The organism is Paenibacillus sp. E222, assembly GCF_013401555.1.
In the GTDB taxonomy this organism is placed as follows: Bacteria; Bacillota; Bacilli; order Paenibacillales; family Paenibacillaceae; genus Paenibacillus.
In genome coordinates this window covers 2,961,541-2,984,454 of sequence record NZ_CP058552.1, presented here as the reverse complement: position 1 = coordinate 2,984,454, position 22,914 = coordinate 2,961,541, and the positions used below count along the sequence as shown (strand labels likewise).

Below are 22,914 nucleotides of genomic sequence, written 5' to 3'. Positions count from 1 at the left end.
TCTGAAAGACTTCCACCTCTTGCCGATTCACAATTAACCAAATCGACCACTGATATAGTCCTGCGTACGCGAATCAACGGGCTCGGCGAACATATCTTGGGTCGCAGAGTATTCCACGACCTCTCCATTCAGGAAGAACACCGTCTGCTGGGAGACCCGAGCTGCTTGCTGCATGTTATGCGTAACCATCACGATGGTATAACGTTCTTTCAACTCATGAGCCAACTCCTCGATTTTGAAGGTCGAGACGGGATCAAGCGATGCCGTAGCCTCATCCATCAGCAGAATGTCCGGCTCCACTGCCAGTGCCCGTGCGATGCAGAGGCGCTGCTGTTGTCCTCCGGATAGACTTAACGCGGAACGCTTCAGGTTATCCTTTACTTCATCCCACAGGACGGCAGAACGCAGGCTCTGTTCAACGATTTCATCCAGCTTCTTTTTGCCATGAATGCCATGTTGTCGTGGGCCAAAGGCTATATTATCGTAGATGGATTTCGGAAAAGGATTCGGCTGCTGAAAAACCATACCGATCTTCTTGCGAATGGTCTCCACATGCACTTCGCCGCTGTAGATATCCGTCCCGCCTACGGCCACTTTACCCTCGATGCGTGTTCCGGGTATCCGGTCATTCATGCGGTTGAGGGTCCGCAGCAGCGTCGATTTGCCACAGCCGGACGGTCCGATAAAAGCAGTAATGGCCCGCTCCGGAATTTCAATGGAGACATCCTTAAGCGCCTGAAACTGACCGTAATATAAATTCAATTTATTGATCTCAATGATTGACTGCACAATAGTTCCTCCCGGTGTTGAAATTGATCTTGTTACTGGATCAGTCTGACACATCAGACTTGATTTTTGCGTGCATTCAGCCACAGTGGCACACGGAACAGAACATTAATGAGCAAGGCCACAAAGATCAGTACGGCCGTTGTCTTTTGCGCAATCTCCTCGGCATCCGGCACAATCGCTTCGGATTGGATGTACCACAGATGTACCGCAAGGGTTCCTCCCGGCGATAGCAAATTGAAGTCCCACATTTCCCCGGAAGTAGACACCCCTGCGGTCAGAATAATGACGGCACTCTCACCAAATGCCCGACCTGCCGTGAGGCAAATACCTGTCATGATTCCGTTTATAGCTACCGGCAGCAATACATTACGGATCGTCTGCAAATGGGTAGAGCCAAGGGCAAAGGACGCATTACGAAGTTCAACCGGAACCGCCCGGACCGATTCCTCGGTTACCCTAGTCAGCACAGGCAGATTCAGAAAGGCAAGGCTGACGGCGGCGCCCAGAATGGTAAGACCAATTTCGAAGAACTCCACAAACAGGGCAATACCGAACAATCCAAAGATGAGGGATGGAACAGACGACAGTCCCTCCACGCAAATCCGCACGATCTCCATAAGTTTGTTGTTTGGAGCAAATTCCGCCAGATAAATCCCGGCCGCCATGCCGATGGGAATGGAGATCAGGAGGGATAGAATTAGCACATAGAACGAGTTGAACAGCGCCGGCCCAATCCCTCCTCCTTCTTCAATCTCGCTTGGAACACCATATAGAAAGTCCCAGCTCAGCAAAGGCAGCCCTTTTTCCAGAAGAAGAAATAACAGTCCGACAATGAATAAAATGACGACAATTCCTACACCCCATACCATGCCCGTAAAAATCCGGTCCATCAGCGTGGATGCACCTCTGCGTTTGCCGAACGAATAGGCGGGGACAGCGTTCGCCTGCTTCCTCATACTCATGAGTAGCGTCCCCCTTTCTTCTGAAGCATTCTTACGGCTACAATCATCAAGATGGAAATGGCAAGCAGGATAAAGCCCATCATGTACAGCCCGTGATTCCAGGTGGAATCGAATTCAACACTTGAGATTTGCATAACGATATTACTTGTCAGCACCGCTGTTGGCGTAAACAGACTGTTAGCGAGCTGTGCCGTATTGCCGATGACCATCACCACCGCCATCGTTTCTCCAATGGCACGAGTCATCCCGAGAATGACGGCATACATGATTCCGCCTCTTGCAGCAGGCAAAACCACACGAGTTATAGTTTGGAATCGGTTCGTACCAAGTGCATAAGCTGCATCCCGGTATTTGTTCGGTACAGCAGATATGGCATCATCACTGATCCGGCTAATGGTAGGCAGCACCATAATCGTCAGAACGATGGACGCTGCGAGCAAACCGTCCGCCAGATCATGTCCACTGATATCCCTAAGCCAGGGGATGAGAATCGTCAGTCCCAAGAAACCGTATACCACAGAAGGAATCCCCACTAATAGATCCAATACGGGTCGCAGAATATGGCGAAGCCATTTTGGCGTCATTTCGGCCAGAAACACCGCAATGATGACGGAGATTGGAATGGCAAACAGCATCGTGAGCCCCGTCAGTGCCAGCGTTCCCAGAATAAAGGTCAGCGCACCGTAATGCTCATTTTCCGGGTCCCAGTTGGTAGAGAAAAAGAATTCGCTGAGCGAAACATCCGCAAAGGTCAGAACACCCGTACGAAGCATAAGGACCAGAATGCATAACAGAACTAGACAAACGAACAATGTACTGCCAATACAGACCATGCGAAACAGTTTATTGGACCATCTTAAACGCGCCTTACGGTCAAACCGGGTTCCCGATCCGGGAGCCTTGCCGATGCTTGAACCAAGCTCACTCGGAGCAGGGCTGTTCGTGGATGGATTTAAATCGATCATGAAGGGCTCTTCCTTTCACATAGAGAAGCCAGCTTGGCGACCGTGCGCAGAAGCTGGCTATCCCTTTCCTTATGAAATGCGAGAATGATAAACGTTCGCAGCTTTCGTTATTTAACGGCAGCAAGCGGAATGAATTTCAGTTTTTTCAGGGAACCGTTCTGGAACTTGCTGCTTTGGATATACTCGATGAACGCTTTGGTTGCTCCCGTAGGCTGACCTTTGGTCATGTAATATCCAATGCCCCATACTTTGTATGTTTTGTTCAGGACGTTTTTCTCTGTTGGTGCCACGCCATTGATGGATACAGCCTTCATTTTGCTAGTCACGTACGGAAGGTCAATATAACCAATTGCATTTGGTGTTGTTTCAATGGTTGTTTTCATATCACCGCTGGAGCCAACCTCTTTGTAGTTGTCCCCTTTGCTCATGAAATCCTTGCCATCCAGAGCTTTTTGTTGGAAGTTAACCCGTGTACCGGAACCAAATTTACGGTTAACCACAACGATGTTGGCATCCGATCCGCCAACTTCCTTCCAGTTGGTCACTTTGCCAGAGAAGATGTCCTGCAGTTGTTTTGTTGTCAGATTGCTTACACCCACATTGGTATTAACGACAGCTGTGAACACTGTTACAGCTACCGGATTGGCTACCAAGCCATCAAATTTTTTGAAGCCAGGTACATCTTTGGATGCATCCCAGTCTACAGCGCCAATGTCCGCGATCCCTTTACGAACGGATTGAGGACCTGTGATGGAACCTGCTGCAGAAGCCGAGATTTTAACTTTTGGATTATCTTTTTTGAATTCGCTGGCAGCTTGAAGTGTCAGCGGAAGCAATGCCGAGGAACCGTTAATGACAATTTTACCTTTCTCTGTACTCTTGGCAGCTGATGCTGTCGTTGCGCCACCAAGTCCACCAATCAGAGATACAGCCATAAGCATTGCTGTGAAGGGTTTGATCCATTTTTTCATGTTAATTAAACTCCTCTCGAATTAAAAAGCTTGTGATCATATTTGATATCAAATATTACTTCGTAACGGCTCTCCAGCTTCCGCCAGCTTGTACCAGAACACGGCCGTTCTCGACCACAGAGATTTGTGATCCGGCAACCGCGATAGATGATACATCGGAAGATACCGTGTACAGCTTGGTTTGTTTTCCGGTTACCGGGTCGATTGAAAGGATCACGCTGTTGCTGTCATCCTGGGCCGCCAGTACATACAAGGTTCCACCAGACAAAATAGCTTGTTCTACATCGTACTCGGTGTACACCGGCGTAGACTTTTGAGATGAATCCACAGACAGCAATGATGCTTTACCATCTTCGGAAGGTACACTCACGTAGTAGGCTTTTTGTCCGTCAGCAGACCATACAAATACCTTGTCGTCGGTTGATGTTGTGAGCTTCACAGCCTCCGGTTTTGAATTTTCTGTGTTATACGAAAATATTTGCTGTTGATTGGATGAGAAATCAATGGAGACATTGTCTTCATCCACATTCGTTGTATCCGAAGTTACGGTACCAAGGGTGGTTACGGTATAGATGAATTTCTTGCCGTCAGCAGAGACATTCAGGTTTTCCTTATAGTCCACCTTGTCTTCGACCACTTTCGTAATCGCGCCATCTGCCAGATTCAGCTTGGCAATCACGGACCCTTTATCCCCTTGCAGGAAGTAGATTGCACTCCCGTCAGCAGACCATACCAATTCAGGCTTGATGCTGTTGTCGCTCGTGATCAGTTTGGAAGCCTTGGTCTTCAGATCAATAACATAAACGGCTCCTTCGGCATTCGTGTAAGCCGCTTGATCACCACTTGGCGAAATAACGAGATCCGATCCACCGTCTGTCGTTAACAACAACTCATATTTGCCGCTTGTTGTATTCACGAGATAATCGTTTCTGCCATTGTTGTCACTCTTGGAGACAATCAGCTTATCCGCTCCGGCAAAACGAGGATTCTCGACTTCATCGATCAAGGATACCGTACTGATCTCAAGCAGTCCGTTTCGCTTGACAATCGTACCGCCAAAGCCCGACACCAGTGGACGAAGAGCGATGTAACTTGTACCACCGATGATGGTGACCGGTTGATTCAAATTCACTTTCACGTCATCTACAACGATTTGTTTGCTATTGTTTTGGAGCGTCACGCTGTGATCATTCAGCTTGATCACCGTCGTTCCGCTATGTACTTCGGCTTGTGCACCGATGGCTTTGATCACATCACGAAGGGAAACGAGTGTCTCGCCATTTTTAACGATGGAACGAACGACGACGCTGTTACCGTTTATTGTAAGCGTGGAATTTTGCACCTGAGCTGCATTAGCCGCAGGTTTCACTGCAGGAGCAGCCGATACTGCACTAACCACAGAAGTACCTAACACTGTTGCTACCATGGACACCACTAACACCTTTTTCATTGACATTGGCTCTTGTCACCCTTCTCTATTCCATTTAGATTGCCTTGTTTTGTCATGCCCTGCTGTCTGGTATTCTGCATGTATCGTCTTTATGAGAGCTTGTCCGGCTCATCCCCCCAAACTTCCACGTTCATAGTAAAAATGACCTATCACGATTGTAATTATAGGAGAGATTTGTAAACGGGAAATCCTGGAATTGTTAACGAATTGTCAATGTTTTCATAAACACAAAAAGAGTCGATGGAATATGATCCATGACTCGTTTTTTTGAGAGTTAAAATGCGGCTCCAGTATCAGAACATGTCCATTCTTCAGACCTCAATCTGTTCATATAACTGTCTCGTGACAAGGGAGGGCTGAATGTTAAGCTCGGTCAATCTTTCTTTGAGATTGCGATAGATCCGCAACACATGATCGTGTTTGCCCATGTACAAGTACGCCTGCATGGCACGACGATAGGCTTCTTCTTCATATGGCGATTGACTGATTGCACGTTCTGCTGCCTCTGCTGCTTTTCTGCCGTTATGGGAATCCAGATATTTCTCGGAAAGCTTCAGATTAAGCTCCAGTGAAAATTGCTCCAGCCGATGACTTAGCTCCACTATCCATGGGTAATCCTCCTGAGGTAACAGTTCGTCTTGATACAAATGTAAGGTTTGCTCGATTAGAGATATCGGCATATCTACTTCCTGCTCCATCCTGAACGAAATGTCCAGAAAATCATATACGTCTGCTCTGATCCGTTCCTTATCCAGGATATAGTGCTCACTTTTATATCTCAACAAATGTTCAATACCCATGTTACGTAAGTTTTTCCGTAACAGGCTCACACAGGTGTGCAAATAAATTTTGGCTTTCTCATAAGGTTCATCAGGCCATAACTTCTCGATAATGCGATCCCGGTGAACTGCACTTGTCGCAGGGTTATTCAGCAGCAAATAGGCAAAAAGCTCCTTCTCTTTGGCTGTTCGCCACATCATCGTCTTTCCATTAGTAATTGCAACACGGAAAGTTCCAAGCAATTGGACAAATAACTTGTCCGTATTATCCGTGTTGACGACAACGGGCTCCGAGGGTCTGTTCTTTTCCTTTGTCAATCGCTCAATGGTCCGTGACAAGCGCTCCATCTCGATCGGTTTGAGCAGGTAATCCAATGCTTCATGTTCGAAAGCGGCCACAGCATACTGATCATAGGCAGTCGTGAACACGATCAAGGCATCCGGTTCCACCTCGTGTATGTTCGCCGCCAACTCCAATCCGCTCATTCCTGGCATCTCAATATCCAGAAACCAGATGTCCGGGTGAATGTTCCGAAGTGCAGCAAGCGCGTCGAAGCCATTTGCCGCACGCCCTGCGACGTGTACTTTACCTGTTCGAGCAAGGAACATTTCCAGCATATTCAGAGCATGCGGCTCATCGTCCACCAAATAGGCCTGCAACACGGTACGTCCCCCTCTGTTTTAGTTATCAGCATTGTGCATAATTCGTAATTCGATTCCTACCGCTCTCGGGTAAAAAATAGAGACGAACAAAATCATTTCGATCTATATCTTTCTGATTGGAAGACGCTAGGGGATTGATGCAAAATGCTCTCAATATTGATATGGAAATCTAATGGTCACCTTGGTACCTACACCTTGTTCACTCTCGATCACAGGCGCTTGTCCATTCATATGTTTCAGTCGTCTCTGTACATTTTGCAGGCCAATGCCTTGTTCTGCATGACTTCTGTTCATCATAAAAGCAACCTGCTTACCAGACATGCCAACACCATCATCCTCAACCACCACCTGAACGCTATCCTCATATCTTCGAATGAACAAGTGGACGGTTCCGCCGTCAATCTTCTTGGATACGCCATGTCGAATGGCGTTTTCCACCAGCGGTTCGATCAGGAGCGGCATGACTTTACAGGAAGATAACGAGCTGTCCACGTCCAGTTTAACCTGAAGTCGTGAACCAAATCGCTCCTGCTCTATCTCCACATAGGCTCGAATTAACTCCATCTCTTTACTAAGCGGAATCAACTCCTCCGTGTTATCCAGATGGAAGAGTATACGCAGATAACGACTGAAGCTGCCTAGCAATTCCCCGGCTCTCGGTCCATCCGTAAAACATAACGACATGATGGTGCCTAGTGCATTATATAGAAAATGCGGCTTAATCTGTGAACGCAGAAAGGCCATCTCGTTATTCGCCGCTTCTTTCACCAGTTGCTTCATGCCAAGCAAGGTATGTATCCGGACAAGAATTTCGCCAGCATCCAGTGGACGGGTAATAAAATCATTGCCGCCGGCCTGAATGCACGCCTCGATATCTGCTGGTGTACTGCGCATGTTAATAAACAGAATTGGTAAATCTACCTGACTGAACTCCATCCGAACCTGCTTGCACAGCTCATACCCGGTCACCTCAGGCAGCATGGCGTCGACAATCACAAGATCGGGCAACTTCCCACCAGCCAGAGCAGTCCGAACCTTGACATCAGAGTCTGCGAAGCTCAGATGAAAGCCTTCTGTAGTAAGCAATGTATTTAATTGTTCCATATCTACGAGATCAGATGTCGCAATTAATACGTGGGCTGAAATCACGCTTCCCACCTTTTTCTCCTCCTTCCCATCAGTCTCCTGTGTTGCGGCTATCTCCGCCAAATTTTCCATATTGGTGCTAGCTGCACAAGGAAGCTCAATCATGATTGATGCAGCTTCATCGTTCATCACGAGTTTCCCTCTCATTGCACCGACCATTTCCGCTGCAACAGCAACCCCCGCTGCAAGCTCATCCGCTTGCTGTAGACCAGGGTCTGCACCCTGACTATGTCCAGTACTCCGATCTGAATCGGCTTCCATACGAAGAATAATTCGCACATGATCCAGATGCCTTTCGCACGCCAGTACCAGCTTACCATTATGATGTTGTCCCATCATGTGGTAGACCAGGTTATACAGCACTTGCAGCAGCCTGCTCTCATCCGCCATGACGTAGCGTGCTTCAGGCTCCAGCCTGCGAATCATAACAATGCTTTTGCCAGAAGCCAAAAATCCTAGCACTTCCGTAACCAGTGAAAGGCAGGATACCAAATCAACGCTCCCCATGGAGAGCTTTATGCTGCCATCCCTGAATCTGGATATATCGATCAGATCATTGACCAGATTGGACATCCGGTAAGCCGTATTGCGGATAAGCTGAAGCTTGCCCCGGATCTCCGATTCATTGGTACGTCTCAGTGACGTTGTCAGAAGGGAACGGGACAGATGAATAATGCTATGGAGCGGCGAGTTTAACTCATGCGAAGTCAGCAGCAAGAACTCATCCTTGGCTTTGTCCGACAGTTGAAGTTGATGGGTCAGTTGCTGCATTGAAGCATATGCCTGCGTGTATTGATAGATCAGTAACATGGCAAAGACACACAAAATCACAAGTGTAGTACAGTTCAGCAGCACCTGGCTGATCGGGTACCATGTCACAATGATTCCAAGCACATAATTGACCAGCATAAGCCAGATGCAGATGATCAGCAATTGCGCCTGGGAGCGCCTCCGGTTACCGTACCTTGCCCGAACATACTGATGTATAATAACCATGAAAGCCACTGCATAGGCACACAGATTAATCGCGTACATACTCTCCTGAATATAGGAGTAGACACGAAATGGTGCCAGCGCAATAAATGCCAGATAGACAGTCAGTACCATGCTGGGTACCTGAAGCCACCTTTTTAACACGGGCGCGAGATCAGGAGTAAGTCTCCAGGTAATCATGCTGACAATCACAGACACTCCGTATACCGATATGTATTTCAATTTATACGCCAACTCAAAAGGAATGTCTGGCAGCAGCTGCAACAGCAAACGCTCCCCATTGGTCACTACCGTCAAGGCAAAACCGATGAAGAACAGCGCATACAACAGCTGATTTCCATCCCGATGCAGGCGAACATACAGATACAGAAACAACAATCCAAAGATCACCACAACGCCTATAATCAATAGCTCAAGTCCGGATTGAATGATCGTTCTTGCTTCCATGTGACTGCCTGCTCCCAGATCCATCGAATTATAGATGCCGCCACTACGAAAATCAAAATTGGCTACCTGCAGCACAACTTCAATCTCTGTACGTTCAGGGTGAAAATAGATCGTATAAGGTTCATTGCGAGGTACGTACGATGTGGCAGATGTTCCCGGCTGACCGGAACGACTCATCAACTTGCCATCCACATACATCGCATCCGCGAAGCGAACATAACGTTTGGCAATGGCCAGCATTTCATCTTGCGGCACATTTCGCACAATCAAGCGGTAGGTTCCATAACTTTTGCCTTTCATGGGATATCCATGACTGTTTCTCTCGTCGTCCCAATTACCTGGCACTTGCATCATGACAGGTTTATTATGCGTGCTATGAATCTGCTGTGGTGAGAGCAACTGTTCCGGATAGAACTCCCACTCTCCATCCAGCGGTATGACGGATAGGCTCGTCCACTCCATACCTGCCAAGTCCAGAATGCCCTGCCTGGCCACAGGCTTTTCGTGTCCACCTGAGATCTTCCATGTAACCACTAGCGCAAGCAGCAGGGTCATGAGTCCGATCCCTAACATAAATCGATCCGTTCTGATGACTGTCATCTCTCTTTCTCCAGTAAACGTCTGTCTTGCAGCATAGCGTTATTTTCCCACTCACACCTGAAGCTGTCCATCCTTTTTGCAAACCACAATGTAACGATGAAAAAAAGGCATCCGCAGATGCCTCCTGGACTTCATCTGATGCTGCTTGTCCCCAGTTGAAGAGGGGCAAGCAGCATCAGCACTCACCATTTTAATTCTGAGATGCAGCCTGAATTGCGCCGTAAGCCCAATGACCCACAGGTACATCCTTCCATCTCGATGCACCGGACAGATCAGGCTCGATCTTCACCAAACGATTCAGCAAAGTAACGGCCTCCGCTCGTGTCACAGCATCGTTCGGACGGAATGCTCCGTCTTGCGACACACTCATGATCCCTGCTGCCAATACACGCTGAACTGCTTCGCGTGCCCAGTGCTGTGTAAGATCCGCAGCTTCATTTGGCACAGCCGTTGTTGCTGCAGTTGCTTCTGCGTTTACATCCGCAGCTGATTCTTGAATTTCCAAAATTCGTTCAATGATGACAGCCATCTCGGCTCGTGTGATGGAACGCACCGGCATGAAATCCCCGGAAGCGTTACCACGCATGTAACCTGCTGCAGTCGCCTTTGTAATCGCTTCGCGTGCCCACTCGGCAACAGGCATATCCCGATAGGATGTACTGAGCGTAACCTCTTCACTGGCAGACGGCAGTATTCGAGACAATAAGGCAGCCATTTCAGCACGCTGAACTACCTGATTCGGTCTGAACGTGCCATCCGCATAACCTTGAATGTAGGCTGATGTATTGCTGCCATTCATGAGAACAATGGAAAATGTGCTGAACTTGGTGACTTCAAACTCAATTCCCGGTTGATCTGTTCCATTAAACTTAACGATTTTCCCCTTAACGAGCTCCTTCGTTCCATCGCTATGTTCAATAAATACTTGCAGCTTGTCCAGTTCCTTCTGCGTCAGGTTCATATCTCTGATGGGCAGCACAACCGTCACTGGACGACTGCTCATATTCGTCTCGATGGTCATTGGACGACCTATCAAGCGGAAATCAGCGGTATTGGTTGACTGTTTGACGAATAATGGATCTTTGTGGATACGTTGCTCTACCACTTCACGTCCTGCTGCATCCTTGATCGGCACAAGGTGGAAGTATACTTCCGAGTCCAGTCCCTGTAAAGTATTCGGCGAAAGTTGCAGGGATGCGTTATCCGTTTCAATATACAGATTCATCTTCTCGTCTGCCATCAGTGAAGCAGACTTGGCAGGCAGTTTCACATTCAGCTCGGATACCTCGTCCTTCTCATCCGGAATCAGGATTCGGGCAATATTCGAACCGGCCTTCTTCAGGCTTGCAATTGCACGAGAAGTCTGCTCGGCAGTTAGATTCACCTCGTCTTTTTTGCGTCCATCTGCCCCAGTTGTTCTTTCAATCGTTGTTGCCGAGACAACGGCAGTTGCATTCCGCTCATTGGTCACATTTACGGTAATCTTCTCGGAAGTGCTTGCAGGCGTGGATGGTGTTGACGAACCACCGGATGAACTTCCTGAACCGGACGAACCCGGATTGGATGGCGTTGTTGGTGTTGTTGGTGTTGTTGGTGTTGTTGGCTCACCAACGACCGTGATATCGCCTGATACTGCCTGTTTCATCATTTCAATCCCATCGGTATCCGTCACGGTGAAGTTTTCGAGTAGCGTCTCGTTGACGAACTGCACCGGATACACACCTGCGACAGCACTGGAGGTGATCTTGAATTCAATATTGAACAACGTTTGGTAGTTCTCGGATGCTGGAATAGGACTCAGTCCTCCATTTTCATCACTCCAGCCCACGATAAGCGATCCTGTCTCATTATTCGCATGATGTCGTATTCCCGGACTGCCTGTAACATCAGTCACCTGCAAAGCTGCAGGGTTGAACTTCAGACGTACCCCATAAGAGCCAATCGGTTGAGAAAGCACCGCCGTATCAACCGTTAGCGTTACCTGGTCACCTGCTTTTCCTTCTTCTGATCCGATATAGACAACACCATACCCAACCGGCTTCTCATCGGCCAGCACAGTAACTTGCCCATTTTCCCCAGTCACCTGAAACGGATCATATTCCACTACCAATGCGCCCGTATGCAAAGTTACTGAACTTGGACCGGTAGTCGCATTCTCCTTGATTTTGAAATGAAGGGAATATAATGCCGCAGATTCCTGAATGAAATTTTGTGTCGTCATGATCACTGAAATATACCCTGGAGCAGACGTATCTTCAGTCAGGCTGACCCCCTGATAATTTTCATAGGCTTGGCGGTTTACAACCTCGTCCCCTTCAACGAGTTCAAGTACAGCCGAATCATAGGCAAAGGACAATTCAGAGTGAAAAAAAGAAAATTCTGAGCCTTTTGAATCATAGGATACAGGTACTTCGACGATGTCTCCTGGTTTACCGGATACTTGACCAATATGAATTACAGGATCTACACTGGCCTGTGCCTGAGGAAGCCACGAAAAGATCATGGAGACCATAAGCAGCGCAGCCAGAATAGCCTTGATGGATCGTTTCGATTTTGCTGAAATTAAAGATGAGTTATGATGTGACAAAGTATTCACCCCTTCCTAGTTTTATGAGTTGATCCCCAAGTAAACGCCCATAATCAGCGCTGAATCCTTCGCATCCAGTACACCATCATCATTCATGTCCAAAGCTTCAATCTGACTCGGTGTTAACGTGATTAAACCTTTGATATATTTATTCACCAATAAGGCATCTGCAGGTGTAATCACACCGTCTCCATTCGCATCACCTTTAATTCGCAGCATGATCGTTACCGTTGCTTCTTCGGAGAAATCACGGCCATCCTTCGCCTGCCAATTGAACGTAACTTTTTCTCCCACCGTTGGAGCTATAAATTTCAGGTGAGCCAATTCAGTGACAGGAATCACTTGATTTTGCGTTACGTCTGTATCATTCAACTGTAACTTGCCACTCAAGGGCAAGGAAGTAATACGAATATCAGACAACGGTTCCCCATCGGCATCGGCAAAGTTATATTCAAAATCCTGCTTTGAAAAGATAACGGGCTGCCCTACCTTTATCGTTTTTGAGAACGAGCTCACGGTCGGGATCTGATTAATGTCCCACGCAAGTTCCAGAATTCGATTAAAGGTTCCGTTTGGATTGAATACAACAATCCGGTCATCCGCTGTATCCGCCATATAGACTTCCCCACCCGGACCAACCGCAATTGGGTTCCCTGCACGAATTGGATGTTCTGGGCTTGAACTTAACCACGGGCTCAGTACAGGCCGATTAGTATAGGTCGCTCCTTCGTAGCTTGTCCGCATAATTTGATCGTCGGTCACAACGTATAATAGCTTGTTTGCTGAATCTGCGGCCAAATCTCCGTAATTAATTGAATTGTTAAAAATATTGGTTATATCCTGAAGGATAACCCCTCCTGATTGGGTATACCACCTTGACTTATTGTCTCCTCGTATCACACTAGAATTTTCTGTGTAACCTCCACTGCCTCCGCTCGTTCCTGAACCATCTAAATAAATGGTGGATAACCAAACAGAGCTCTGTGGATCATTTCCATTCTTACCATATGAGCTATAAGCCATGATCAGATTATTCTTATTATTTTGCTCAATCATAGCCATACTTTTTATGTACGGTTGCTTCGCATCATCTGCAGCAGGTTGAAGTGAAAATTTGGACATCACATCGATGTATGGCGAGTGCACTGTACCGTCGGGGTTAAAAATATGTACCTTGGCCGCTGCTCCTGATTCCGCTGCATAGATTAAACCATTGGGTTCTACGGTGGCAGCCGTCAGATGGTTGACCACCATGGTGGATAAAACCACACCTCCCGCTGTTGCACGGATGACACGATCGTTCCCGCTGTCTGCGATTAGCATTTCGGTTTTCCCATCAGCCGTTTTATAGAACTCAATGTCCTTAGGTTGACTTAGCGAAATAGGAACCGCAGCAGCCAGTGCCGATGAAGATGGAAAACTCACGCTTGTGAGTAATGTAATGACAAGGGCAAGTACACTCCATTGTGTAAAATTCACTCTTACATCTTTTCCAGTATATAGATTCAAATGGTCTCCTCCTTAACCTTTCTAATTACGTACTATTTCAATATACATAGCAGTTCTTAACAATCACTGAAAACTTAAGAAGCAAAAGAATAGGAAGGAAGCCCTATTTCTTCATATAAAAACGATAGGAATTAACGGAAAATCCGTTTATCCCTATCGCTAATGTTTTTTCATATAAAATTAGATATGCCAATGCAACTGATTGCTTCGTTTTACCTAACGAAAAGTTTCATCAACACATTAAAAATCGGATTCACAATATAACCTGTCGGATGGATCGAATACCTCTTACCCGAGTTTAGGCTATTGATCTTCTCCATTTCCTCAGCCGACAGCTTAAAATCAAAGATTTCACTATTCTCTCTGATCCGCTTTGGATTGGATGATTTGGGAATCAGGATAACGCCCCGTTCCAGGTGCCAACGCAAAATCACTTGAGCCACCGTCTTATGGTGATGATCAGCGATTCCCTTCAATACCGGATGCTGCAATAACACTTTATTCCCCTGTCCCAACGGACCCCACGCCTCATGCAAAATCTGATGTTGATTCATATAGGCACGCAGTTCGTTCTGCGGAAATTCCGGGTGCGTCTCGATCTGGTTGATCATCGGCAAGATTTTCGCATGCTTCCTTAATTCTTCCAGATGCTGAATCTCAAAGTTCGCGACCCCGATGACTCTGATCTTGCCCTCCTCATATAATTCCTCCATGGCTTTCCACGTTTCGATATACTTGGGCGAAGCAAAATGGATTAAATACATATCGAGGTAATCGACACCCAGCTTGTTTATCGTTTTCTGGAAAGCTTTCTGGGTCGCTTCATAGCCATGATCCGTATTCCAGACTTTCGACGTGATGAAGAATTGCTCGCGCGGAATTGGACTATGCCGGATTTCTGCTCCCAGCGCTTTCTCATTCCCATAGATCCGGGCAGTATCAAAATGTCGGTACCCGACCTGAATGGCCTCGCGAGTCGCTGTTGTAAATTCTGCTTCTTTCGTTATTTTGTAAACCCCAAAACCCAGTTGAGGAATGGGAACCCCGTTTCTGGCTTCAATCACTTTAGTATGCAAATTCATTTTGATTGCTCCTCTCAAAATAACGAAACATACTTGATATTTCTTATATCTAGTTTAGTCCAAAAAAAGAGGTTAACCCTTTCTTTCTTCATGAAACAGATCGGTTAACCGTATGTCTTTTAAATAATTCTGCATGGCGATCTCCGCGCCATCAAGATGGTGAATAATCTTTTGTTTCACGTCGTCCACATCTTGTCCCTGGAGTGTTACATCGGTATGAACTTTAAACAAGTCTTTGCCGGGTTCAACCGCCAGGAATACATCCAGCATCGTGATTTCCGATAACGGCTGAGCAAGCAAGATGCCGCCCTTGGCACCTTCTTTAGCCATCGTCAGTTTGGCGTTATTCAGGTTGCGAATGACTTTTACTGTCGTAGGAACCGGAATATTTAGCTGCTCCGATATCAACTTGGTGGACAAATAATTCGAACAGTTCTCCTCGGATAGAGCGTGAATATAGAGCAGAATCGAGATTCCCTGTGATAAGGCTGTAGAGTATGCCATAGCATTCATCCTAACTATTTCTTTTCTAAATATACTATATATCTTTTATGTTTAGTTAGCAACTATCAGCCTACTCCCACTCTACCCTCGATTTCATCGCTGCATATTTACTGGGAGTGATACCTACAGCAGCCTTGAAAGACCGACTGAACAGATGAATACTCGAAAAGCCAACCTCCTCGGCAATCCGGGTTAAATTATGTGTTCCTTCAATAATTCTTTTCTGGGCCTGCTCTATTCGGATATGTGTCACATATTTGTGAAGGGTAATGCCCAGCTTGCTTTTGAACAAATGCGATAAATGGTTCGTCGATACACCGACATATCTACTGATGGCAACATTATTTAATTGAGGATCGGCGTAGCATTCATGAATATAACGAATCGACTTTTCAATGAATGCCCATCCCTTGGTCATGTTCCCCTCTTGGTCCTGATCAGCGGATTGATTTTTGAAAAACAGATGTAGCAACTCCAAACATATGGATTTCGTGATTAAAGAAGATCCTCCCCGCTTTTCCTGAAACTCCTTATGCATGAGCGCAAATCTCTTTTTCCATTCGATTCGATCGGCTAACTGCAAATGAGATATTGGGCGTATGGAAGCCAGCATCATTTCCCTATCCGCCAGATCGGGACTTTCACGATGAGCTGCACTCGTATTCTTCAATAAACTACGCTCTTCCTCATAGTACAGATCAAAATGAAAAATATACTGAATCAATGGCTGCGTGGAGGTGGACCGAATGATATGAGACATGAATGGATGCATCAGCACAATGTCGCCTTCTTTGACCAGGTATTTCACGCCACTCAAGAAGAACTCCGCTTCCCCTTGTTCGATGTAGGTATACACATGATCGTGGTCTATCCATTCCCCTGCCAAAGAAAATGATTCCGTCACTCTTGCCGCTCTTACGAATGGCGAAATGCTGTTCATCCATGCCTCATACACATGTATTCCTCCCCGCTGACTTCTCACTGATCCGGTTATATTGTCGCAAACACTTTATCGAAGCCTGCCTTGGACTTGGCAAACAATTCACTTGAATCGACGGTTGGCGTTGGTGCCAGCACCTCTTGAGATACAACGCCATTGTATCCAATGGTCTTCAGGTTCTTCAAGAATCCCTGCAGATCAATTACTCCCTCGCCAGGGTATAAACGCTCATGATCCAGCAATTCTTCAATGGGCAGATCATAAGCATCATTGATATGAACATGGACAATCTGTTCCTTCTTAAGATCCAACACCTCTTCGATCTTTAATCCATTTGTATGCCAATGATAGGAATCCACCAATAAACCTACATTCGGAGCATGAATTGTTTCGATCCAGTCAAGCGTATCCTCCACACTCCAAATGAATGGATTCTTCCATTGAGTGCGCAGATGATGGCAACCCACAAACTCCAGGCCTAGCCTTATTCCATAAGCGTCCAGAATATCTGCACACAATCTCAATCGTTTGGTAGCTGCCGCCATAAATGATGCTGCTGGCTGATCTGTGGAAGGTAAAATATAGGTACAACAGCTGTAACAGTTCAATGCAGCAGAGGCTTCTGCCATTTGAACCAGCGATTGAAGTCCTTCACGAAACTGTTCATCTGTGGTTCTCCAGTCTACGGTCAGATCGGATGAACCGATGATCACCTGATTGCTTTCCAGCAGGTGTATAGCCTGTTCCTTGCCAACCTCTTCAATCAATGAGAGCGGATTCAAATCTACAGACTGAAATCCGTATTTTGCAGCATTCGTAATATATTGTTCATTGGACTCGATGTTCCCCAAGCCTGCTCTTGTTAACCCTCTAATCATCCCAATCTCCTCCTAGGACCAGTCAAACAGTACACCGTTATACTGGTCTTTATTCATTCTCAGGCCCTCGTATGCTTCCTGCGCTTGATCCGGCTTCATCACATGACTGATCAATGGTTCGATATGCAGCTTGTTCTTTAACATCAGTTCAAATACAATGTTCGAATTTCTCACCAGGGAATGCTTCACGAATTCGTTCGGCTCAACCGGGAAGCGCCATTCATGTGCCCCCTTAAACGTAATGCAGCCTCGTCCATACAGGTGGCAGTAGTTCAATATATCGGTGACATCCGTGTTATATTCGCCTCGTGGACTGCCCAGGAAAATAATCTCTCCCAGCTTCCCGATCCACTCCAGACTCTGAACACCTACACTGGGTACACCCGTCGCCTCAATATGAGTGGATACCCCTGCTCCATTCGTTAGGGCATGTATCTTTTCTTTTACTTTATCTTCTCCGCCATGGAGCGTATAGTCAACCCCACATGTCTGGGCAGTTCGAATTCGTTCTGGTGAGAGGTCCACGCCAATCACAGTTGCCCCTTGAAGGCGTGCCAATTGAGCCGCCAGATTCCCTACCAATCCAAGCCCCGTCACGCCAACAACATCCCCAAGTTCAATATTGGATACACGAACGGAGGTGAATGCCACGGTTGCCATACGGGTGAAGGGAACCCACTTCAAATCCAAGTGCTCAGGTACCTTGATGAACACATGATCTGTGGATACCACTTGATATTCAGCATGTTGACCATAATGGAACACAGCGTCCCCGGGCTGAACATCGTGTACACCCTGTCCCACCTCGATCACTTCACTTACACTTGCATACCCCGGACATACGGGGAGCTTGGCCCACTCTTCTTTTCCCGATAACATGGCCAACTCCGTTCCCGGACTGATGAGGGAATAGATCAATTTTACCAATACGTCCTTCTCCCCTAGAGCTGGCAAAATAAAATCCTCTTCTACCGTTTCCACTTGCAGCGGACGAGCAAACATGATCTTTCTATTCTTCATCACCTTCACTCCTTTCTTATCTTTTCAACTACAATATAAGACTTTTCATTAACATTGTCTTTGATTGCAAAACCGATTTTTTATCTAAAACAACGATTTTAAAACCTTTGTAAGCGAATCCAGCATAAACGTAAAAAGACTCACAAGATCCAATGATCTGTGAGCCTCATATTCAATCCTATTCAGTCGTAGTCTGATACAATGCGGTCCCCCCATTAGAAGACGGGATATTTCAGGGATATCCAGCCGTCATTGAAACCGGATTGGCCACATGATTCCTTTTTTGCTAATTTCACAGCTACACTTGTCACTTCTCAACCGCCAACTACGGCTGCAACCCATGAACCTCAAACTCATAGATTCGGGCTGCCGTATCGCCGCCCTGCGTCGGTTTCAGCACATTCACCTTCACATAACGAGCCTTGACCAGCGTAATTGCATCCGAGGTTTCGGCTGCGGTATTCCCCTGTACATGAACTACATCAGACCAATTCACGCCATCAGCGCTGACCTGGATCGAATAGTCGCTCGTATTAAAACCAGACCACTCCCCACCACTCTCCGCATGTTTGATGACAAAACCACTGATCTGATGTTCTTCGCCAAGATCCACTTGCAGCCAATGCTGCTGGTTCCCCAGTGCGCACCACTTGCTGTTGCCCGTCACCTTGCCGTCAATGGCCTTTCCCGCATCTTCAGCAGGTCCGCAGGCATGGTCGGCAGTGGCCGTTTTGCCAAGTGCGACATTTTTGATTCCCGAAGCGCCCTTGCTGACGGTGATCAAAGCTTGCTTCGTTACCGTATCCTGCCCCGAACTGTTGGTAGCTGTAAGCGTCACATTGTACGTGCCTTCCTTGTCATACGTTACCACTGGATTTTGCTCCGTGCTGACAGCCGGACTGCCATTCTCAAAAGTCCAAGACCAGCCTTCCGTCACCTCGGAAGAGAGATCAGTGAAATGCACCTGCTGACCCGGTGTGATCAGGGTTACATCGGCCTTGAATCCTGCTTCCGGCTTAGGATACGCCGGCCATTGGATGGTCACGCTGGCAGCCTGGCCGCGCTCATATTTTGCATTCACTGCCACGACTTTCAGTACAGTTGCCTGTTCCGCGTTGATTCTCTTCATCTCAGGCACATAGAAGACGTTATTGGTGGTCGCACCCACCCAAGTCTCTTTGCCGTCGGGCAGAACACGGTAAATCTCATATTGTTGAACTTCCTTGTCGTTGTCCAACGCGTTCCATTTCAACCTTGCATCACCGTATATACCGCCGCGGAAATCGGATTGGATGACATTCAATGCTTGAACTGCTTCAAGTGGCTTCACTGGATTAGCATTCTTCTGAATGGATATCTGACCAATATGGATGTCATAATCCGATATGATTTCCTTGCTGTCAAAATACAAAGACAATGCCACAATCCGCTTTCCTTTATAAGGCGTCAGATTCAAGATGTCCGTCGTCCAACCCGATGCCTTTTTGTCTTTTACATCCAAAAAGACGAACTGATCAGGACGGTCTGCAAAAGCCAGACCAACCTTCATGCTCGGCTTGTTCTGCGTTTTGTACGTGATCGACAGCTTGGTAGCTGGCTCAATCTTCAGATCGGTTTGATACAGCTTCAGATGGGTAGCATTTGCCGAACTTAGCGTACCCGATACCTTAAGGGAACTGCCCCCATAGTAGGCATCCGACCAATCGAGGGACGGCGTAAGTGCGTTACCCTTACTTTCTGTCAGCCAGCGCCATGTCGGAAGCACATCCTGTAAACTGCGGTTATTCCAACCACTATCCCGTACCTGCTGGCCATGAACATAGAATTTCTTACCACTGCCCGTGTTGAAGTTGGTCGTGAATGGCAGTTGGTCCACCGGCGATGATTCAACCACATTGTTCGCAATCCCTTTCCAGGCCTGGCTTGTCGCCGTATTGGCCGGGTTGCCGTTCTGCCCTACCCAGAATTTATTTTCACGGGCAAAGAAATCGGTCATGCTGTCCGCGCTGTTGTACGACCAATCCGGCCGATAAATGCCAAGGGAAGTCACAGCCGGTTTTCCCTCAGGAAACAGCAAATTCCATTTCAGACTGGTATCGTATCCTTTCGCTTCCACATCGATACCTGCGAACAGTTCAAATGGTGATCTGCCCAGGCTTTTGGCTTTGGCAGCAGAACTGCCAAGATCATTCCACCAGAAATTCAGGAACATGCTGTCTGATACCTTGTTCCCGTTATCCTGAAGGAACATTGCATTCCGGTCCGTCAGCGCATTTTGCCATGAAATATTGCCTTCCTTCGTCATGGAATCATACCAGATGATCTCCATACCCGCAGGCTTATGATCCTGAAGATAACGGAGGAATGTCTTCATTAACTGTGCGTCAGTGGCTGTTCCACCTTCAGTCTCCTGATTGATAAACCAGCCGTCAAAACCGTAGTACTCCGCTACCTCAATTAATTTATCCGCGGCCGGGAAGGAACCATCGCTGTTCTGCTGAAGCATTTGCTTCACCCACTCATATTTGCCACCGTATACGGATGGCGGGAAGAACACTGTGCCCATGATTGGCACTCCGTTCCGGTGTGCCGCATCAATCGTGTCGGCGCTTGGTGGCACAATAATACCTTCTCCCGCCGAGCCACCCCAATATACGAGCTTGTCGACATACTGCCAGTAAGAGAACGTATTTGCAGAGAATGTATCCGAGCCCTGTGACGGAACGCCACTGGTTCCCTGATTCAACGCAGACAAGGCCATCACTTTAGGATCTTTTGTTGCGTTCGGGTTAACTGCCTCTCCTGTGAATCGGCTCTGGAGCGGAATGGTGCTCCGGTTAAATGCCGCATCCGGGTCGGAAGCTGGATTCCAGTGAAGCAATTGTTCAGGCAGCCAATAGGATGAATAAGGTTGCTTCGCCAAGGCCGCTGAGGAAAGAACAGCGCATACCAATATTACAAATAGGAGACTCGCACCAAGTTTTTTCATACCATACCCTCCAATCCAGTTTTGGCAAACTAATCAGGGTGAAAAAAGAAACGTCCGTCAAACCAGGACAGACGTTTCCATGTCTACTTTATAATTCAGGTTATTTTTGATTTGCAGCTTTCCATTCGTCGTACTGCTTTTGTGCTTCTGCAATCACTTTATCCAGACCTGCCGCTTTCAACTTCTCGATCGCTTTCGGCAGATGCTCATCCGGGTCAACAGCTCCCGTCATGATGGATGGGTAGAATTCTTTCACGATGGCGGAGATGGAAGCCACTTCCGTCTTCACCGGATCAGGATTGAAGTTGAAGCCAAAGCTTGGAGCAACTTTCGCGGAATTATTGAATTCCTTGAACGCTTCCCACTTATCAGCTGGATCTTCCTTGTGCATGTAAGTCAGGAACAAGTTACCCAGGGCAAAACCAGGCATCTGGAATCCGTCCTTCATCGCTGGCAGATCCTCAATGACATTATCTGAAATCTTATTGTAATGTGTTCCTTCAATGCCGTAGTTGATCAGGTTACGCAGATATGGATCGGTATTCAGCAAGTTCAGGAACATCATAGCCCGTTCCGGGTTCTTGGAGTTCGCCGAGATTGCATGCATAGCGCCTGTTGCCGAGCCAGTGAAAATAACCGGATCCTGCATCGGTGTAGTCACGATATCATAGCCCGCACTTCTGGACCATCCCAGTTCGGCGTACGGCTGCGTCTGTTCACGGTCAACAAACCATTTGCCTGTTTTGATGTTGTCGATGCCTTCCAACGTTGCTACATCCTTGCGCAGATAACCAGCCTGATAGTATTTACGGATGGTTTTCAACGAGCTTTTCAGCTCTTCGGATTCCAGCACATTAACGTATTTACCAGTGTCACCATTCATGTTGATACCAACCGGGAATTCGTCACCGAGCAGGAAGTCGAACGCCAGATAAGGCTTAAAGCCCTTCGGAACAGCCAGCGGAGTAATGTCGGCTGGTTCATTGTCCTTGATTTGCTGCAGGTAAGGCTCCAGATCTTCTAATGTACGAATCTTGCTGATGTCCATGTTGTATTTATCAACGTACTGCTTGTTGAAGCGCCATACCCATTGCGAAGCCAACTCTTTGTTCACTGGCACAGCATAGTTTTGGCCATCGATCTGCGATCCTGTGAGGAATCGTGGATCAAGCTGCTCTTTAATGCCCTGACCATACTTATCCAACAAATCATTGATTGGCAGGAATGCTCCTCTGGTGGCATTTGGCAGATAGTCATAAGCCCAGGAAGAGGTGAAAGCGATATCATAATTTTCGCCCGAAGCGGTAATGACTGGCATACGTTTGGAATAATCACCCCAGTCAATCATCGTGATGTCGACGGTTGTATTTATTTTCTCCATTAAGTATTTGTTCATTTCTTCCTGTACCATTGGCAGATCGCGCTGTGGACCACCAATCAGATATACCTTGAGCTTCACTGTGTCCTTATCGCCGGATTCTCCCCCGGATGCCGCATTCCCGCTTGTATCATTGGTATTACTGCCACCGCAGCCTGCTAGAACAGTAGAAAAAGCAAGCAGTAAAGTAACCATGAGCAGAGCGATTTTTCTTGTCTTCATGTGTATCCCCCTTATTAATGTTATTGTTACTGCCCTTTGA

At 47.1% G+C, this 22,914-nt stretch carries 16 protein-coding genes; all 16 read right to left on the bottom strand.

The features are described 5' to 3' along the window. Window positions 1–33: 33 nt before the first annotated feature. Entirely contained in the window at window positions 34–789 is a 756-nt protein-coding gene (gene pstB / locus HW560_RS13315; RefSeq protein ID WP_179263412.1) for a phosphate ABC transporter ATP-binding protein PstB, read from the bottom strand. A gap of 53 nt (window positions 790–842) precedes the next feature. Beyond that, window positions 843–1,751 carry a phosphate ABC transporter permease PstA gene (pstA, locus tag HW560_RS13310; RefSeq protein ID WP_179263410.1) on the bottom strand — a complete coding sequence of 303 codons (909 nt, stop codon included), beginning with the start codon at window positions 1,749–1,751 and terminating at the stop codon, window positions 843–845. Continuing rightward, on the bottom strand, window positions 1,748–2,716 hold the full coding sequence (gene pstC, locus HW560_RS13305; RefSeq protein ID WP_063565319.1) for a phosphate ABC transporter permease subunit PstC: 969 nt from the start codon (window positions 2,714–2,716) through the stop codon (window positions 1,748–1,750). Before pstC ends, pstA begins: the two co-directional genes overlap by 4 nt. A 107-nt stretch (window positions 2,717–2,823) precedes the next feature. Next, a complete protein-coding gene (locus tag HW560_RS13300) occupies window positions 2,824–3,687 on the bottom strand; it encodes a phosphate ABC transporter substrate-binding protein (RefSeq protein WP_063565318.1) in 864 nt (287 codons plus the stop codon). Window positions 3,688–3,742: 55 nt separating this feature from the next. Next, window positions 3,743–5,137 carry a stalk domain-containing protein gene (locus tag HW560_RS13295; protein WP_257031886.1) on the bottom strand — a complete coding sequence of 465 codons (1,395 nt, stop codon included), beginning with the start codon at window positions 5,135–5,137 and terminating at the stop codon, window positions 3,743–3,745. Window positions 5,138–5,448: 311 nt separating this feature from the next. Beyond that, window positions 5,449–6,579: a response regulator gene (locus HW560_RS13290; protein WP_179263408.1), complete on the bottom strand. Its 1,131-nt coding sequence runs from the start codon at window positions 6,577–6,579 to the stop codon at window positions 5,449–5,451. Between the two features lie 150 nt (window positions 6,580–6,729). Further along, window positions 6,730–9,765: a hybrid sensor histidine kinase/response regulator gene (locus HW560_RS13285; RefSeq protein ID WP_179263406.1), complete on the bottom strand. Its 3,036-nt coding sequence runs from the start codon at window positions 9,763–9,765 to the stop codon at window positions 6,730–6,732. A gap of 190 nt (window positions 9,766–9,955) precedes the next feature. Then, complete coding sequence (locus tag HW560_RS13280; RefSeq protein ID WP_179263404.1) at window positions 9,956–12,352, bottom strand: S-layer homology domain-containing protein; 2,397 nt, start codon at window positions 12,350–12,352, stop codon at window positions 9,956–9,958. A gap of 21 nt (window positions 12,353–12,373) precedes the next feature. Beyond that, entirely contained in the window at window positions 12,374–13,861 is a 1,488-nt protein-coding gene (locus HW560_RS13275; protein WP_257031885.1) for a dockerin type I domain-containing protein, read from the bottom strand. A 212-nt stretch (window positions 13,862–14,073) separates the two neighbouring features. Continuing rightward, window positions 14,074–14,943: an aldo/keto reductase gene (locus HW560_RS13270; RefSeq protein WP_179263402.1), complete on the bottom strand. Its 870-nt coding sequence runs from the start codon at window positions 14,941–14,943 to the stop codon at window positions 14,074–14,076. Window positions 14,944–15,015: 72 nt separating this feature from the next. After that, window positions 15,016–15,447 carry an RrF2 family transcriptional regulator gene (locus HW560_RS13265; protein ID WP_179263400.1) on the bottom strand — a complete coding sequence of 144 codons (432 nt, stop codon included), beginning with the start codon at window positions 15,445–15,447 and terminating at the stop codon, window positions 15,016–15,018. A 70-nt stretch (window positions 15,448–15,517) separates the two neighbouring features. Next, window positions 15,518–16,402: an AraC family transcriptional regulator gene (locus HW560_RS13260; protein WP_179263398.1), complete on the bottom strand. Its 885-nt coding sequence runs from the start codon at window positions 16,400–16,402 to the stop codon at window positions 15,518–15,520. 35 nt (window positions 16,403–16,437) lie between these two features. After that, window positions 16,438–17,265 carry a sugar phosphate isomerase/epimerase family protein gene (locus HW560_RS13255; protein ID WP_179263396.1) on the bottom strand — a complete coding sequence of 276 codons (828 nt, stop codon included), beginning with the start codon at window positions 17,263–17,265 and terminating at the stop codon, window positions 16,438–16,440. Window positions 17,266–17,277: 12 nt separating this feature from the next. Continuing rightward, complete coding sequence (locus tag HW560_RS13250) at window positions 17,278–18,285, bottom strand: zinc-dependent alcohol dehydrogenase (RefSeq protein ID WP_179263394.1); 1,008 nt, start codon at window positions 18,283–18,285, stop codon at window positions 17,278–17,280. A 325-nt stretch (window positions 18,286–18,610) separates the two neighbouring features. Next, the gene (locus HW560_RS13245; protein ID WP_179263392.1) at window positions 18,611–21,274 is read right to left on the bottom strand and encodes an endo-beta-N-acetylglucosaminidase; all 2,664 of its coding nucleotides are present in this window, start codon (window positions 21,272–21,274) and stop codon (window positions 18,611–18,613) included. 100 nt (window positions 21,275–21,374) lie between these two features. Further along, window positions 21,375–22,874, bottom strand: coding sequence for an ABC transporter substrate-binding protein (locus HW560_RS13240; RefSeq protein ID WP_076287867.1), 1,500 nt, complete (start codon window positions 22,872–22,874; stop codon window positions 21,375–21,377). Between the last annotated feature and the right edge of the window lie 40 nt (window positions 22,875–22,914).